Source organism: Pseudomonas edaphica (genome assembly GCF_005863185.1).
GTDB lineage: Bacteria > Pseudomonadota > Gammaproteobacteria > Pseudomonadales > Pseudomonadaceae > Aquipseudomonas > Aquipseudomonas edaphica.
The window spans coordinates 1-16,533 of the sequence record NZ_VBVZ01000072.1; the positions used below are offsets into that span (position 1 = coordinate 1).

10 protein-coding genes are annotated in these 16,533 nt (G+C 61.1%); 9 read left to right on the top strand and 1 reads right to left on the bottom strand.

The features are described 5' to 3' along the window. Positions 1-741 precede the first annotated feature (741 nt). Positions 742-3,204, bottom strand: coding sequence for a penicillin-binding protein 1A (locus tag FEM54_RS07260; protein ID WP_407073963.1), 2,463 nt, complete (start codon positions 3,202-3,204; stop codon positions 742-744). 219 nt (positions 3,205-3,423) lie between these two features. Between FEM54_RS07260 and pilM the strand changes: the two genes are divergently transcribed. From pilM to FEM54_RS07310, 9 genes are all read left to right on the top strand, one after another. Continuing rightward, positions 3,424-4,080: a type IV pilus biogenesis protein PilM gene (gene pilM, locus FEM54_RS07265; RefSeq protein WP_138450206.1), complete on the top strand. Its 657-nt coding sequence runs from the start codon at positions 3,424-3,426 to the stop codon at positions 4,078-4,080. Continuing rightward, positions 4,077-4,628, top strand: coding sequence for a PilN domain-containing protein (locus FEM54_RS07270; RefSeq protein WP_017138570.1), 552 nt, complete (start codon positions 4,077-4,079; stop codon positions 4,626-4,628). The genes pilM and FEM54_RS07270 overlap by 4 nt, the downstream gene beginning before the upstream one ends. Further along, a complete protein-coding gene (locus FEM54_RS07275) occupies positions 4,625-5,626 on the top strand; it encodes a pilus assembly protein PilP (RefSeq protein ID WP_138450208.1) in 1,002 nt (333 codons plus the stop codon). The genes FEM54_RS07270 and FEM54_RS07275 overlap by 4 nt, the downstream gene beginning before the upstream one ends. Before the next feature lie 69 nt (positions 5,627-5,695). Further along, on the top strand, positions 5,696-7,024 hold the full coding sequence (locus FEM54_RS07280; RefSeq protein WP_138450219.1) for a type IV pilus secretin PilQ: 1,329 nt from the start codon (positions 5,696-5,698) through the stop codon (positions 7,022-7,024). 4 nt (positions 7,025-7,028) lie between these two features. Next, positions 7,029-7,547 (top strand): shikimate kinase AroK, encoded by a 519-nt coding sequence (gene aroK / locus FEM54_RS07285; RefSeq protein WP_017138567.1) that lies wholly within the window; start codon positions 7,029-7,031, stop codon positions 7,545-7,547. 123 nt (positions 7,548-7,670) lie between these two features. Continuing rightward, complete coding sequence (aroB, locus tag FEM54_RS07290) at positions 7,671-8,771, top strand: 3-dehydroquinate synthase (protein WP_138450211.1); 1,101 nt, start codon at positions 7,671-7,673, stop codon at positions 8,769-8,771. Positions 8,772-8,781: 10 nt separating this feature from the next. After that, positions 8,782-10,350 carry an AAA family ATPase gene (locus tag FEM54_RS07295; RefSeq protein ID WP_138450213.1) on the top strand — a complete coding sequence of 523 codons (1,569 nt, stop codon included), beginning with the start codon at positions 8,782-8,784 and terminating at the stop codon, positions 10,348-10,350. 354 nt (positions 10,351-10,704) lie between these two features. Next, positions 10,705-15,150, top strand: coding sequence for a glutamate synthase large subunit (gltB, locus tag FEM54_RS07305; RefSeq protein WP_138450215.1), 4,446 nt, complete (start codon positions 10,705-10,707; stop codon positions 15,148-15,150). 32 nt (positions 15,151-15,182) lie between these two features. Then, positions 15,183-16,533 (top strand): FAD-dependent oxidoreductase (locus tag FEM54_RS07310; RefSeq protein WP_138450217.1); only part of this gene is annotated, 1,351 nt, incomplete at its 3' end.

Below are 16,533 nucleotides of genomic sequence, written 5' to 3' on the forward strand. Positions count from 1 at the left end.
CCGTTGTAGCGCACCAACAAAAAGCCCCGGCTCTTGCGAGTCGGGGCTTTTTTTGTGGCTGATGAATACGGTCTTCAGGCGCCAGGTAAAGCCTGTGGGAGCCGGGCTTGCCCGCGATGGCGGTGTACCAGGGGGTGAATCAGTGGCTGATACACCGCCATCGCAGCATAGGTTACACAGCCGGTTAGCACGAAGTCTGTGGCAGGTGGGCTGTTGTGGCGAGCAGGCTTGTCGAATCGTCGCACCGCCGGCGTTGGGCTGCGAATCGGCCCCAGTAAAGGCACTGCAATTTTCCTGAAAGTACTCAGTGTCAGGGTTTGGGGCCGCTTCGCGGCCCAACGCAGGACAAGCCTGCTCGCCACAGGAGAAAGTGGCGGCCTTCAAAAGTTGTGTAGATGCCTATGGCCATCGCAGGCAAGCCAGCTCCCACAGTGGAGCTGGGTCGGCCATTGATCTCATCAGAACAAATCGATCGGCGCCGCCTAATCCGCCGGCAGCGGGCTGCCCGCTGCAAAGCGTGGATGATGTGTTCAACGGCTAAGCCGTTGTAGCGCACCAACAAAAAGCCCCGGCTCTTGCGAGTCGGGGCTTTTTTTGTGGCTGATGAATACGGTCTTCAGGCGCCAGGTAAACCCTGTGGGAGCCGGGCTTGCCCGCGATGGCGGTGTATCAGGGGATGAGTCAGTGGCTGATACATCGCCATCGCAGGCAAGCCAGCTCCCACAGTGGAGCTGTGTCACATTAGAAGAGATCGATCGGCGCCGCCTCATCCGCCGGCAGCGGGCTGCCCGGTGCAACGCCGTTGCCCAGCTCGTTGACCGACGGCGGCGTGTCTTCGCTCTTGAACAGCTCGAAGTACGCATTCGGCGTGCTGGGTGATGCTGCACGGCCGCTGACCGGGTCGATCCGCAGGCTGAGAATACCTTCCGGCTCAGCCTGGGTATGCAGCGGCTTGTCCTTCAAGGCCGCGCCCATGTAGCTCATCCAGATCGGCAGTGCGACGGTGCCACCAAACTCACGGCGGCCCAGGCTTTCCGGTTGGTCGTAGCCGGTCCACACAGTGGTCACGTAGTCGGCGTTGTAGCCGGAGAACCAGGCATCCTTGGACTCGTTGGTGGTACCGGTCTTGCCGGCGATATCCGCGCGACCCAAGGCCAGGGCGCGGCGGCCGGTGCCTTTCTTGATCACGTCTTCCAGAATGCTGTTGAGGATGTAGGTGGTACGACCATCCACCACACGCTCGGCCACTGCTGGTGCCTGTGGCTCGGCGGGCACGGCGGCATTGGCGGCCGGTGCTGCGCCTGGCGTCGGCTCAATGGTGATGCCGCCGTTGTTCGGTGCTGCAATGCCATCGGGTGCAGCCACACCGTTTACCACGTCGCCCGGCACGCGTGGCGGGTTGGCGGTGAACAGCGTGTCGCCATTGCGGCTTTCGATCTTGTCGATCAGGTACGGCGTGATCTTGTAGCCGCCGTTGGCAAAGGTGCTCCAGCCGGTAGCAATTTCCATCGGTGTGAGGGTCGCGGTGCCCAGCGCCAGGGACAGGTTCGGTGGCAGGTCCGACTTGGCGAAACCGAAACGCGTCATGTAGTCGATGGTCTTGCCCACGCCCATCGCCTGCAGCAGGCGGATCGAGACCAGGTTACGCGACTTGTACAGCGCCTCGCGGATGCGGATTGGGCCGAGGAAGGTGTTGGTGTCGTTCTTCGGACGCCAGACCTTGTCCAGGTACTCGTCGACAAACACGATCGGTGCGTCGTTGACCAGGCTGGCGGCGGTGTAGCCGTTGTCCAGTGCGGCGCTGTAGACAAACGGTTTGAAGCTTGAGCCCGGCTGGCGCTTGGCCTGGGTGGCGCGGTTGTAGTTGCTCTGCTCGAAGGCAAAGCCGCCGACCAGCGCACGGATCGCACCGTTCTGCGGGTCCAGGGACACCAGAGCGCCCTGGGCCACAGGCACTTGGCTGAATTTCAGGCTGTCGTCTTTCTGGCGTTGCACGCGGATCAAGTCACCGACTTGCGCCACGTCCGACGGCTGCTTGGGCATCGGGCCCATGCTGTTGGTGTTCAGGAACGGGCGTGCCCATTTCATGCTGTCCCACGACACATGGCCTTCGCCGCTGCGGGTGAGCACTTGCACGCCATCCTTCTTCACCTGAGTGACGATGGCGGGTTCCAGGCCGCTGATCGGGCGCTGTTTACCCAGCTCGGTGGTCCAGGCGCTCAGGGTCTTGCCCGGCAGGCGCGATTCGGGGCCACGGTAGCCATGGCGCTGGTCGTAGGTCACCAAACCGTCGCGTACTGAGTTATTGGCGATTTCCTGCAGGTTGCTTGGAATGGTCGTGGTCACGCGGAAGCCTTCGGTGTAGGCCTCGCTGCCATAACGGCCGACCATCTCGGCACGTGCCATTTCAGCGATATACGGCGCATTCACTTCCGGAGTCGGCACGTGGTAGCTGGCGTTCAGCGGCTCGGCCACGGCGCTCTCATAGGCGGCCTGGTCGATTTTGCCCAGCTTGTACATGCGCCCCAGGATCCAGTCGCGACGCTCCTTGCTGCGCGCCGGGTTGGCCAGCGGGTTGAAGCGCGACGGCGCCTTGGGCAGGCCGGCGATCATTGCCATCTGCGCCAGGCTGGCATCACGAATCGACTTGCCGTAGTACACCTGCGAAGCGGCTTCGATCCCGTAGGCGCGATTGCCCAGGTAGATCTTGTTGACGTACAGCTCAAGGATTTCGTCCTTGGTCAGCTGACGTTCGATCTGCAGCGCCAACAGGATTTCGGTGGCCTTGCGCGAAAAACTGCGCTCGCTGGTGAGGAAAAAGTTCTTCGCCACCTGCATGGTGATGGTGCTGCCGCCGGATTGAATGTGTCCGCTTTTTACCAGCTGGGTGGCTGCGCGCACCAGGCTGCCTGGGTCGACGCCGTAGTGGTTGGCGAAATTATCGTCTTCAGCCGAGAGCAGGGCGTTGATGAAATTGGGTGGAATGTCGGCGAAACGGATCGGTGTGCGGCGCATTTCGCCGAACTCCGCGATCAGTTTTTCATCGCTGCTGTAGACCCGCAAAGGAATCTGCAACTGGATACTTCTGAGTGCCTCTACTGAGGGCAAACCCGGACTAAGGTAGAGGTAGGCCCCGCTGAGTACGAGCAGCAGCCCGCAGACGATCGCGACAATGGAGTACCCGAAAAACTTCAGCAGACGAATCAAGGCTTTTGGATTTCCAGAGAAAAGAATGGGTTACGCGTCGGGGCATGCATGGCAAACGATGGATCGACCCGAGCAGCAGGAAAAAGCGGGAAAAAACGCTGGGCATTAAAGCATTTTCGGCCTGGGGCGTCATTCGTGGCGGCCAAACAAGTCGACCGAATGCACGATTCCCAGCGGCAATCAGGCGGTATGACAGGCAAAGTTTTAGGGAGTTTTATGAGAAAGGGATTTTTCAGGCGCAAAGCCGACACCCTGCTGGGCGTCGACATCAATGACACCGGAATCAAGCTGATTGAACTGGACCACACCGCCGGCGCCTACAGCGTCAAGGCATACGTCGCGCAGGGGCTGCCCGCCAATGCGGTCGTCGATGGCACGTTGTTGGACCTTGAAGGGGTGGGGCAGGCACTGCAGCAGGCATTGTCCCGGTTGCACTCGTCCGTCCGGCAGGCGGCAGTGGCGGTATCGGGGCCATCGGTCATCACGCGGGTGATCGACATGGAGGCGGGGCTCAGTGACGAAGAGATGGCCTGGATGATCCAGATGGAAGCCGACCAGTACATCCCTTACCCACTGGATGACGTCGCCATCGATTTTCAGGTGCGCGGCCCTTTAGCTAAGGACTCGGCGCGGGTCGAGGTGGTGCTGGCTGCGTGCCTGAAGGAGCAGGTCGAGGCCCGCGCAGCGGTTTTGGCCCTGGCCGGGCTGGTTGCGAGGGTGGTGGATGTCGAAGGGTTTGCATTGGAGCGCGCTTGCCGTCAGGATTTCGCCAGCTTCATGCCGGGCCATCGAGTCGATGGCGCACAATGGGCCGTGGATGCCCACGGGATGGGAATTGCTTGCGGGCTGGCCCTGAGGAGTTTCGCTGGATGACACGAATCAATCTTTTGCCTTGGCGCCAGGCGCAGGCAGAACGGCGGCGCAAATACTTCCTGATATTTCTGCTGGGGTTCGCCGGTGTGGCACTCGCGGCGGTGTGGCTGGCGAACCAGGTCATCGATCAGGCGATCGACCGGCAAGTGACACGCAACAGCCACCTCAACAAAGACGTCGCCATCCAGGACTCGCGCCTCAAGACCATCGATGACTTGCAGGAGCAGAGCCAGCAATTGGCCGCGCGAATGAAGGTCGTACAGGACCTGCACGAATCCCGCTCGGCCGGCGCCCAGCTATTGGACCAACTCGCCCGTGCCGTGCCCGATGGGGTGCACCTGCATGAGGTGGTTGCCAAGGGCAATACGGTGAGTGTCAGTGGCAGTGCCGAGTCCAGCCAGGATATCGCTCAACTGATGCGCCGCCTCGAGGCCTCTGAAGGTGCCCACGCAACCCGGCTGCAGCACGTGCGTGCGCAAGGCCAAGGCGGAGGCAACGAATTCCAGTTGATGGTGCGCCAAGGGGAATCCACCGAGGCCCAGCCTTGAGCCTGCCCAGGCTCGACTTTTCCACGCTTTCTCACAACGCTGCCAAATGGCCCCTACCGGCCAAGCTTCTGCTCGGCTGCGCGCTGGGGGGATTGGTGTGGGTGGTGGGCGATGGATGGCTGCTGGCTCCGGCACGTGAACAGTTGCAAGGGTTGCAAGCGCAGACGCTGATGTTGCAACAGCAACTTACGCAAAAGACCAGCCTGGCCGCCGATCTTGAGGTGCGTGCCCATCAGGCCCAGAGAGCCCAGGCGCAGGTTGCCGAGCTGTTGCGGCAGTTGCCCGGCGAATCGGACATGCCGGGCTTGCTCGAAGACATGGCGCGGCTGGCGGCGGCCAACGGTTTGGTGGTCGAAGGTGTCACGGTACTGGATGAACAGACGCAGCCGTACTACATCGAGGAGCCGGCACAAGTCGGTGTGTTGGGTGCCTACCACGACCTGGCGAGCTTCGTGACTGCCCTGGGTGATTTGCCGCGGATCGTCACTGTGCAGGATGTGGTGCTTCGGTCTGAAGGGGCGTTATTGCGCCTTGATTTGCTGGCCAAGACTTACCGTGGCCTGTCCGCGCGCGGCAAGCCTGGAATGGCTGTCGAGCAGGGGGCGCACTTTGTCTATGAGGCAGCGTCCCAGCGTGACCCGTTCCAGCCGCCTGCGGCGCAGGTCGACCATATGCCGGGCCAACCCGCTCTTGCGCCGGACTTGGCGCGCAAGCGCGGCCCACTGGAAGGCCTGGCTGTCGACCAGTTCGAAATGGTCGGCACGCTTTCAATCGATGCAGTGTCGGTCGAAGCACTGCCCCATGGCCTGCAGACATTCGCCCTGCTGCGCACATCTTCTGGCGTGCACCGGCTGGCGGTCGGCGACTACCTGGGGCCTAACCATGGCCGGGTCACGGCCATTCATTCCGGCTACATCGAACTGGTCGAACTGTTCCCGGACGAACAGGGCGCATGGCTTGCGCGTTCGCGAACCCTGGTTTTAAACGTCAACTCATAACGGAATCAAACAATGAAAAGGACTTTCTCGTCCTTCGGTGTGGCGCTATGGATAGCGTTCACGGCACCGATGGCATTTGCTGTGCCCAATCGCGTCGATCTGATCCAGCTGCCGCCTCCTGGCAGCGTGGTTCCCAGTGGCGCCTACAACGGCGACACGCTGACCCTCAACTTCCAGAACATCGAATTGCGCGCCGTGTTGCAGCAAATTGCGGATGTGGCCGGGCTTAATCTGGTGGCCAGTGATGAAGTGCAAGGCTCGATCACTTTGCGGCTCAAGGATGTGCCCTGGGACCAGGCGCTGGATCTGGTGCTGCAAACCAAAGGCTTGGATAAGCGCGTGAAGGCCGGCGTTTTGCTGGTGGCACCCGCCGAAGAATTGGCGGCCCGCGAGCTGCTGGCGCTGGAGTCGCGCAAGCAGATGGAAGAGCTGGCGCCCTTGCGGCGCGAGCTGTTGCAGGTCAATTACGCCAAGGCGGCGGACCTGGCCAAGTTGTTCCAGTCGGTGACAGGCGTTGACGGCTTTACCGATGAGCGCGGCTCGGTGGCGGTGGATGATCGCACCAATAACATCATCGCCTACCAGACCCGCGAGCAAATTGACGAGCTGCGGCGCATCGTGGCGCAGCTGGATGTACCGGTACGCCAAGTGATGATCGAGGCGCGGATTGTCGAGGCTAATGTCGATTACGACAAAAGCCTGGGCGTGCGCTGGGGCGGGCGGCTCAATCGCGGCAACTGGGGCGCGGGCGGTATCAGCAAGCCGTTGGCCGAGGGTGCGGAGCCACCGGAGAATCTGCCCAGCTCGCCGTTTGTCGATATGGGCTCGCTGGCCGGTACGTCTGGCTTGGGCATCGCTTTTATTACCGACAACCTGTTGCTCGACCTGGAACTGACGGCCATGGAAAAAACCGGCAACGGCGAAATCGTCTCACAGCCCAAGGTGGTCACTTCCGACAAGGAAACTGCGCGCATCCTCAAGGGCACCGAGATCCCTTACCAGGAATCCAGCTCGCGTGGCGCCACCTCGGTGTCGTTCAAGGAGGCCTCGCTGTCGTTGGAGGTGACCCCGCAAATCACCCCGGATGGCTGGGTGATTATGGAGGTCAAGGTCACCAAGGACGAGCCGGACTACCTGAACAAGCTCAACGACGTACCGCCGATCAAGAAAAACGAAGTCAACGCCAAGGTGCGGGTCAAGGATGGCGAGACCATCGTCATTGGCGGGGTTTTCTCCAATACGCAAAGCAAAGTGGTAGATAAAGTGCCATTTTTGGGCGATGTACCGTATCTTGGCCGCCTTTTCCGGCGCGATGTGCTGGCGGAGAAAAAATCCGAGCTGCTGGTATTCCTGACTCCGCGTATTATGAATAACCAGGCGATTGCTGTGAGTCGTTGATTCTGTGCGAAATTTGATTCTTGTAGGACCGATGGGGGCTGGAAAAAGCACCATCGGCCGTTTGCTGGCCAAAGAGCTGCGCCTGCCGTTCAAAGATTCCGACAAGGAAATTGAATTGCGCACGGGTGCCAATATCCCATGGATCTTCGATAAGGAAGGCGAACTGGGCTTTCGCGACCGCGAGCAGGCGATGATTGCCGAGCTGTGCGGCTGCGATGGCGTGGTATTGGCCACCGGCGGCGGTGCAGTGATGCGCGATGAAAACCGCCGGGCGCTGCATGCCGGTGGTCGCGTGGTTTATTTGCATGCATCGGTCGAGCAGCAGGTGGGGCGTACCGCGCGCGATCGCAACCGCCCATTGCTGCGTACCGCAGACCCGGCAAAAACCTTGCGGGACCTGCTCACGCTGCGTGATCCGCTGTATCGGGAAATCGCCGATCTGGTGGTCGAAACCGATGAGCGGCCGCCTCGAATGGTGGTTCTCGACATTCTTGAGCGTTTGCAGCAGTTGCCACCCCGTTAAAGCCAGGCCCGAAATGCGCTATTCTCGGCGGCGCGCCATCCTCCTCCGGAGTATGGCGCAGAGCCATCAGGCGACGAAAATCCGAGCGTTGCCGATCGTACATATTTCTTCACGCGGGGACACATGCAGACACTTAAGGTCGATCTAGGCGAGCGCAGCTACCCAATCCATATTGGCGAAGGTTTGTTGGACCTGCCCGAGTTGCTCGCACCGCATATTGCCGGTCGGCAAGTGGCGATCATCTCCAATGAAACGGTCGCGCCGCTGTATCTTGAGCGTCTGAGCCGCAGCCTTGCGGCCTACTCGGTGATTTCGGTGATCCTGCCCGATGGCGAGGCCCACAAGAACTGGGAAACCCTGCAACTGATCTTTGACGGCCTGCTGACTGCACGGCATGACCGACGTACCACGGTGGTCGCCCTGGGCGGCGGCGTGATCGGCGACATGGCCGGCTTTGCCGCAGCGTGCTACCAGCGCGGCGTGGACTTTATCCAGGTGCCGACCACCTTGTTGTCCCAGGTCGATTCGTCGGTGGGCGGCAAGACCGGCATCAACCACCCGCTGGGCAAGAACATGGTGGGTGCGTTCTATCAACCACAAGCCGTGCTGATCGACACCGCGACCCTCAACACCTTGCCGCCGCGCGAGCTGTCGGCCGGTCTGGCAGAGGTCATCAAGTACGGGCTGATTTGTGACGAGCCGTTCCTGACCTGGCTCGAAGAACACATGAACGCCCTGCGTGCCCTGGACCAGGTGGCACTGACCGAAGCGATTTCCCGTTCATGCGCCGCCAAGGCGCTGGTGGTGAATGCCGACGAACGGGAGTCCGGTGTGCGCGCCACCCTGAACCTGGGCCACACCTTCGGCCATGCGATCGAAACGCACATGGGCTATGGTGTGTGGTTGCACGGGGAAGCCGTGGCGGCTGGCACAGTAATGGCACTGGAAATGTCGCAACGCCTGGGCTGGATCAGCGCCCAGGAGCGTGATCGCGGCATCCATCTGTTCCAGCGCGCCGGCTTGCCGGTTATTCCGCCGGAAGAGATGACCGAGGCGGATTTCCTCGAACATATGGCAATCGACAAGAAAGTGATCGACGGTCGCCTGCGACTGGTGCTGCTGCGCCACATGGGCGAAGCGGTAGTGACCGACGATTATCCGAAAGAGATTTTACAGGCCACGCTGGGAGCGGATTACCGCGCCCTGGCCCAGCTTAAAGGTTAATAAGATCCCGATGACTAGTTTGCATGCCGACGAGGCGTTCCTCGGCCACTACCAGTTAAGCCACGACCCTTTTGCTCCACGGGTGCCTGGCTTCAAATTTTTCCCTGCCCAGCGCAAGCCGGTGCTCGGTCAGTTGCACCACCTGGCGCGCTACAGCCAACTGTTGTTGGTTGTGACCGGCCCGTTGGGCAGTGGCAAGACCCTGCTGCGCCAGGCGCTGGTTGCCAGCACCAACAAGCAATCGGTACAGAGCGTGGTGGTATCGGCCCGTGGTGCCGGTGATGCAGCCGGCGTGCTGCGCCAAGTGGCCCAGGCGCTGAACGTTGCCAATGCCGAGCCGAACGCGATCCTCAAGCAGGTTGTGCAGTTGGGCCTCACCGGCCAGGAAGTCTACTTGCTGGTGGACGATGCCGAGCAGCTCGACGAATCCGCCCTGGAAGCGCTGCTGGCGCTGGCGGCGGGTACGCCGGAAGGGCGCCCGCATGTGTTCCTGTTTGGTGAGTCGTCCTTGATCGCCGATCTGGAGCAGATCAGCGGTGAGCAGGAGCTGTTTCACGTCATCGAATTGCAGCCGTACGAAGAGGAAGAAACCCGCGAATACCTGGCTCAACGCCTCGAAGGCGCCGGTGCCGGTATCGAACTTTTCACGGCAAATCAGATCTCTGATATTCACGAAAGCGCAGGCGGCTGGCCTGGCACCATCAACCAGGTTGCCCGCGATGCCTTGATCGAAGCCATGATTGCCAGCCGCTCTGCGGTTAAGCGTCCAAAGATGGGGTTTACTATGCCTAAGAAGCACGTATTGGCGATTTCTGCCGTGGTCGTGGTCGCTGTCGCTGCTGCCTGGTTGATCCCGGGTCGCAGCAAGGCACCCGCCACCGCCGGCGCGCCAACCGAACAGGCGCAGTTGCCACTGGGCAAGCCCACGCCAAATGTCGAATTCGCCAACTCCGGCCAACCGACCAACCTGCCGATGGTCGGCCAGCCAGTCATGCGCGGCCCGCTCGCTGAAGCCGCCGGTGGTATCTCCGAAGGTGACGACGGTGTGCCGGTGGAAGGCTCCAGCGCCACGCCGCCAACCGTAACCACCACCGCACCGCCTGCCGGCGTTCCGGCTGGCCCGGCAGCTGCTCCAGTTGCCAAGCCGACGCCAGCGCCGACCGTTGCCACTGCCAAGCCTGCCCCGGTTGCCAAGCCTGTCGCGCCTGCGCCAGTGGCCAAGCCGGCACCGGCCGCCAAGCCTGCTGAAAAACCTGCCGCTGTTGCCAAGGCCGCTGCGCCTGCGGCCGCCGGCAGCAGCTGGTACACCAGCCAGCCAACCGGTAATTTCGTCGTGCAGATCCTGGGCACCAGCTCCGAAGCCAACGCCCAGGCGTTCGTGAAAGAGCAGGGCGGCCAGTACCGTTATTTCAAGAAAGTACTCAACGGCAAGCCTCTCTACGTGATCACCTACGGCAGCTTCCCAAGCCGTGCAGCAGCTGATTCCGCTATCAAAGCCTTGCCAGCGAAGGTTCAGGCTGGTAAACCTTGGCCTCGCACTGTTGCCAGCGTTCAACAAGAACTCGCAACAACTCGCTGAAGATTCGGCGGCCTTACCCAGGCCGCCTCTCCCGGCACCTCAAAATTAAAACCGCAAGTGCGTGCTGCCCTCAAGGCCGCGCGCCTTGCGGTGTCTGCGTCACAGTAGCTTTTGAGTCGTAGCGGTCAGAATTAAAAAAGTTTTGACTAGCACAGCATATCGCTTTAAACCTTTCATAAATGCGACATAGATTTGCGACATTTCGTCGCTAAATTTGTGAGCGTTCGTGTCGGTGTGTACAATGACCTCCCTTTTGCCCCCGCTAAGCCGGCGTACGTTCGGCGTGGAAGGTAACCGGTTGAATTGAAAAGAAATTTGCCTCGATATAAGAGGCAGCCTGGTGAGAAAGTGTCTATGAAAGCAGGTCTGTACCAACCCGATGAATTCAAGGATAACTGCGGTTTCGGCCTGATAGCCCACATGCAGGGCGAGCCCAGTCATACCCTTTTGCAAACGGCCATCGAGGCCCTGACCTGCATGACCCACCGCGGTGGGATCAACGCCGACGGCAAGACCGGTGACGGTTGCGGCTTGCTGATTCAAAAACCCGACCAGTTCCTGCGCGCTGTCGCAAAAGAGCAATTTGCTGTCGACCTGCCCAAGCAGTACGCCGTAGGCATGGTGTTTTTCAATCAGGACCCGGTAAAAGCCGAGGCCGCTCGCGAGAACATGAACCGCGAGATCCTGGCTGCGGGCCTGCAACTGGTGGGCTGGCGCAAAGTGCCGATCGACACCAGCGTGCTCGGCCGCCTGGCCCTGGAGCGCCTGCCGCAGATCGAACAAGTGTTCATCGCAGGCGATTGCCTCAGCGATCAGGACATGGCGATCAAGCTGTTTACCTCGCGTCGTCGTTCATCGGTGTCCAACGCCGCCGACACCGACCACTACATCTGCAGCTTTTCGCACAAGACCATCATTTATAAAGGCCTGATGATGCCGGCGGATTTGACCGCCTTCTATCCAGACCTGAGCGATGAGCGCCTGCAAACCGCAATCTGCGTGTTCCACCAGCGCTTCTCCACCAACACCCTGCCGAAATGGCCGCTGGCTCAGCCATTCCGCTTTCTCGCCCACAACGGCGAGATCAACACCATCACCGGCAACCGCAACTGGGCCGTGGCCCGTCGCACCAAGTTCGCCAACGATTTGATGGACCTCGAAGAGCTCGGCCCGCTGGTTAACCGCGTGGGTTCCGACTCCTCCAGCATGGACAACATGCTCGAACTGATGGTCACCGGCGGCATTGACCTGTTCCGTGGCGTGCGCATGATCATTCCGCCTGCGTGGCAGAACGTCGAGACCATGGACCCGGACCTGCGTGCGTTCTACGAGTACAACTCGATGCACATGGAGCCGTGGGACGGTCCGGCTGGCGTGGTGATGACCGACGGCCGCTACGCGGTGTGCCTGCTCGACCGTAACGGCCTGCGCCCGGCGCGTTGGGTGACTACCACCAACGGTTTTATCACCCTGGCGTCGGAAATCGGCGTGTGGGACTACAAGCCTGAAGACGTGATCGCCAAAGGCCGTGTAGGCCCGGGCCAGATCCTGGCCGTGGACACCGAAACCGGGCAGATCCTCGACACCGACGCCATCGACAACCGCTTGAAGTCGCGTCACCCGTACAAGCAATGGCTGCGCAAGAACGCCCTGCGCATCCAGGCGACCATGGAAGACAACGACCACGGTTCGGCTTTCTATGACGTCGACCAGCTCAAGCAGTACATGAAGATGTACCAGGTCACGTTCGAAGAGCGCGACCAAGTGCTGCGCCCGCTCGGTGAGCAAGGCTATGAGGCGGTCGGCTCCATGGGCGATGACACGCCAATGGCGGTGCTGTCCCAGCGCGTGCGCACGCCGTATGACTATTTCCGCCAGCAGTTCGCCCAGGTGACCAACCCGCCGATCGACCCGCTGCGTGAAGCCATCGTGATGTCGCTGGAAGTGTGCCTCGGTGCCGAGCGCAACATCTTCCAGGAATCGCCTGAGCACGCCTCCCGTGTGATCCTCAGCTCGCCGGTCATTTCCCCGGCCAAATGGCGCTCGTTGATGACCCTGGAGCGTCCAGGTTTCGACCGCCAGATCATCGACCTGAACTACGACGAGAGCCTCGGCCTTGAAGCCGCTGTGCGCAACGTCGCCGATCAGGCCGAAGAGGCTGTGCGCGCCGGTCGTACCCAGATCGTGCTGACCGACCGTCACATCGCGCCAGGCAAGCTGCCGATCCACGCCTCCTTGGCCACCGGCGCGGTGCACCATCGCCTGACCGAAAAAGGCCTGCGTTGCGACTCCAACATCCTCGTGGAAACGGCTACTGCCCGCGACCCGCATCACTTCGCAGTGTTGATCGGTTTCGGCGCCTCGGCGGTTTACCCGTTCCTGGCTTACGAAGTGCTGGGTGATTTGATCCGTACCGGTGAAGTACTGGGCGACCTCTATGAGGTGTTCAAGAACTACCGTAAGGGCATCACCAAGGGCTTGCTGAAGATCCTGTCGAAGATGGGCATCTCCACCGTCACGTCTTACCGTGGCGCACAGCTGTTCGAAGCCATCGGCCTGTCCGAAGAGGTTTGCGAGCTGAGCTTCCGTGGCGTGCCAAGCCGCATCAAGGGCGCGCGTTTCGTCGACATCGAAGCCGAACAGAAAGCCCTGGCAGCCGAAGCCTGGAGCGCGCGCAAGCCGATCCAGCAAGGCGGCCTGCTCAAGTTCGTACACGGTGGCGAATACCACGCGTACAACCCGGATGTGGTCAACACCCTGCAAGCCGCCGTGCAGCAGGGCGACTACGCCAAGTTCAAGGAATACACCGCGCTGGTGGATAACCGCCCGGTGTCTATGATCCGTGACCTGTTCAAGGTGAAAACCCTGGACACGCCGCTGGCCATCAGTGAAATCGAACCGCTGGAATCGATCCTCAAGCGCTTCGACTCCGCCGGTATCTCTTTGGGCGCCTTGTCGCCTGAGGCCCACGAAGCCCTGGCCGAAGCCATGAACCGCCTGGGTGCGCGTTCCAACTCCGGCGAAGGCGGCGAAGACCCGGCGCGCTACGGCACCATCAAGAGCTCGAAAATCAAGCAAGTGGCGACTGGTCGTTTCGGTGTAACGCCGGAATACCTGGTCAACGCCGAAGTGCTGCAGATCAAAGTCGCCCAGGGCGCCAAGCCCGGCGAAGGCGGCCAGCTGCCAGGCGGCAAGGTCAACGGTCTGATCGCCAAGCTGCGTTACGCAGTGCCGGGCGTCACCCTGATTTCGCCGCCGCCGCACCACGACATCTATTCGATTGAAGACTTGTCGCAGCTGATTTTCGACTTGAAACAAGTCAACCCGCAGGCGCTGGTCTCGGTGAAGCTCGTGGCAGAAGCTGGCGTGGGCACTATCGCCGCCGGTGTGGCCAAGGCCTATGCCGACCTGATCACCATCTCCGGCTATGACGGCGGCACCGGCGCTTCGCCGCTGACTTCCATCAAGTACGCTGGCGCACCGTGGGAGCTCGGCCTGGCTGAAACCCACCAGACCCTGCGCGGCAACGACCTGCGCGGCAAGGTGCGGGTGCAGACCGATGGCGGCCTGAAGACCGGCCTCGACGTGATCAAGGCCGCGATCCTCGGCGCCGAAAGCTTCGGCTTCGGTACTGCGCCAATGATCGCCCTGGGCTGCAAATACCTGCGCATCTGCCACCTGAACAACTGCGCCACCGGCGTCGCCACTCAGAACGAGAAGCTGCGCAAGGATCACTACATCGGCACCGTCGACATGGTGGTGAACTTCTTCACCTACGTCGCCGAAGAAACCCGTGAGTGGCTGGCCAAGCTGGGCGTGCGTTCGCTGGAAGAGCTGATCGGCCGTACCGACCTGCTCGACATCCTCGAAGGCCAGACCGCCAAGCAGAACCATCTGGACCTGACGCCGCTGTTGGGCAGCGATCACATCCCGGCAGACAAGCCGCAATTCTGCCAGGTGGACCGCAACCCGCCGTTCGACAAAGGCCTGCTGGCCGAGAAGATGGTCGAAATGGCCAGTTCCTCGATCAATGACGCCAGCGGTGGCGACTTTGCCCTGGATATCTGCAACTGCGACCGTTCGATCGGCGCACGCATCTCCGGCGAAATCGCGCGCAAGCACGGCAACCAAGGCATGGCGAAAGCGCCGATCACCTTCCGCTTCAACGGCACAGCCGGCCAGAGCTTTGGCGTATGGAACGCCGGCGGCCTGCACATGTACCTCGAAGGTGACGCCAACGACTACGTGGGCAAGGGCATGACCGGCGGCAAGCTGGTGATCGTTCCGCCTAAAGGCAGCATCTACAAGACTCAGGACAGTGCCATCATCGGCAACACCTGCTTGTACGGTGCCACCGGTGGCAAGCTGTTCGCTGCCGGTACTGCCGGTGAGCGTTTCGCCGTGCGTAACTCCGGTGCCCACACCGTGGTGGAAGGCACTGGCGATCACTGCTGCGAGTACATGACCGGTGGCTTTGTCGCGGTACTGGGCAAGACCGGTTACAACTTCGGCTCGGGCATGACCGGCGGTTTCGCCTACGTGCTTGACCAGGACAACACCTTCGTCGACAAGGTCAACCACGAGTTGGTCGAGATCCAGCGGATCAGCGGCGAAGCCATGGAGTCCTACCGGAACCACTTGCAGCACGTGCTGGACGAGTACGTCGAGGAGACCGGCAGCGAATGGGGCCGTAACCTCGCCGAAAACCTCGATGATTACCTGCGTCGTTTCTGGCTGGTCAAGCCCAAGGCTGCCAACCTGAAATCGTTGCTTTCCAGCATCCGTGCCAACCCGCAGTGATATGCGCCTGAAGAGTTTGATGAGGTTTTAACATGGCTGAACGTCTGAATAACGACTTCCAGTTCATCGATGTCGGGCGCAAAGATCCGAAGAAGAAACTGTTGCGTCAACGCAAGAAAGAGTTCGTGGAAATCTACGAACCCTTCAAACCCCAGCACTCGGCCGACCAGGCCCACCGCTGCCTGGGTTGCGGTAACCCGTATTGCGAATGGAAGTGCCCGGTGCACAACTTCATTCCCAACTGGCTCAAGCTGGTGGCCGAGGGCAACATCCTCGCTGCCGCCGAGCTGTCGCACCAGACCAACACCCTGCCGGAAGTCTGCGGCAGGGTTTGTCCCCAGGACCGTCTGTGCGAGGGCGCATGCACCCTTAACGACGGCTTCGGCGCGGTGACCATCGGTTCGGTGGAGAAGTACATCACCGACACCGCGTTCGCCATGGGTTGGCGCCCGGACATGTCCAAGGTCAAGCCGACCGGCAAGCGCGTTGCGATCATCGGTGCAGGCCCGGCGGGCCTGGGCTGCGCCGACGTACTGGTGCGTGGTGGCGTGACCCCGGTGGTGTTCGACAAGAACCCGGAAATCGGCGGCCTGCTGACCTTTGGTATTCCCGAGTTCAAGCTGGAAAAAACCGTGCTGAGCCACCGTCGTGAAGTCTTCACCGGCATGGGTATCGAGTTCCGTCTCAATACCGAAATCGGCAAAGACATCACCATGGAGCAACTGCTCGCCGAATACGACGCCGTGTTCATGGGCATGGGCACCTACACCTACATGAAGGGCGGCTTTGCCGGTGAGGACCTGCCGGGCGTGTATGACGCGCTCGACTTCCTGATCGCCAACGTCAACCGCAACCTGGGCTTTGAAAAGTCGCCGGAAGATTTCGTAGACATGAAAGGCAAGAAGGTCGTGGTACTGGGCGGTGGTGACACCGCGATGGACTGCAACCGCACCTCGATCCGCCAGGGCGCCAAGTCGGTGACCTGTGCTTATCGTCGTGACGAAGCCAACATGCCCGGTTCGCGCAAAGAGGTGAAGAACGCCAAGGAAGAAGGCGTGAAGTTCCTCTACAACCGCCAGCCGATCGCCATCGTCGGTGAAGACCGTGTTGAAGGTGTGAAGGTGGTCGAGACGCGTCTCGGCGAGCCGGACGCCCGTGGCCGTCGCAGCCCCGAGCCGATCCCGGGTTCCGAAGAAATCATCCCGGCTGATGCCGTGGTTATCGCCTTCGGTTTCCGTCCAAGCCCGGCGCCATGGTTCGAGCAGTTCGAGATCCAGACCGACAGCCAGGGCCGCGTGGTAGCCCCGGAACAAGGCCAGTACAAGCACCAGACCAGCAACCCGAAAATCTTCGCCGGTGGCGATATGGTGCGCGGCTCTGACC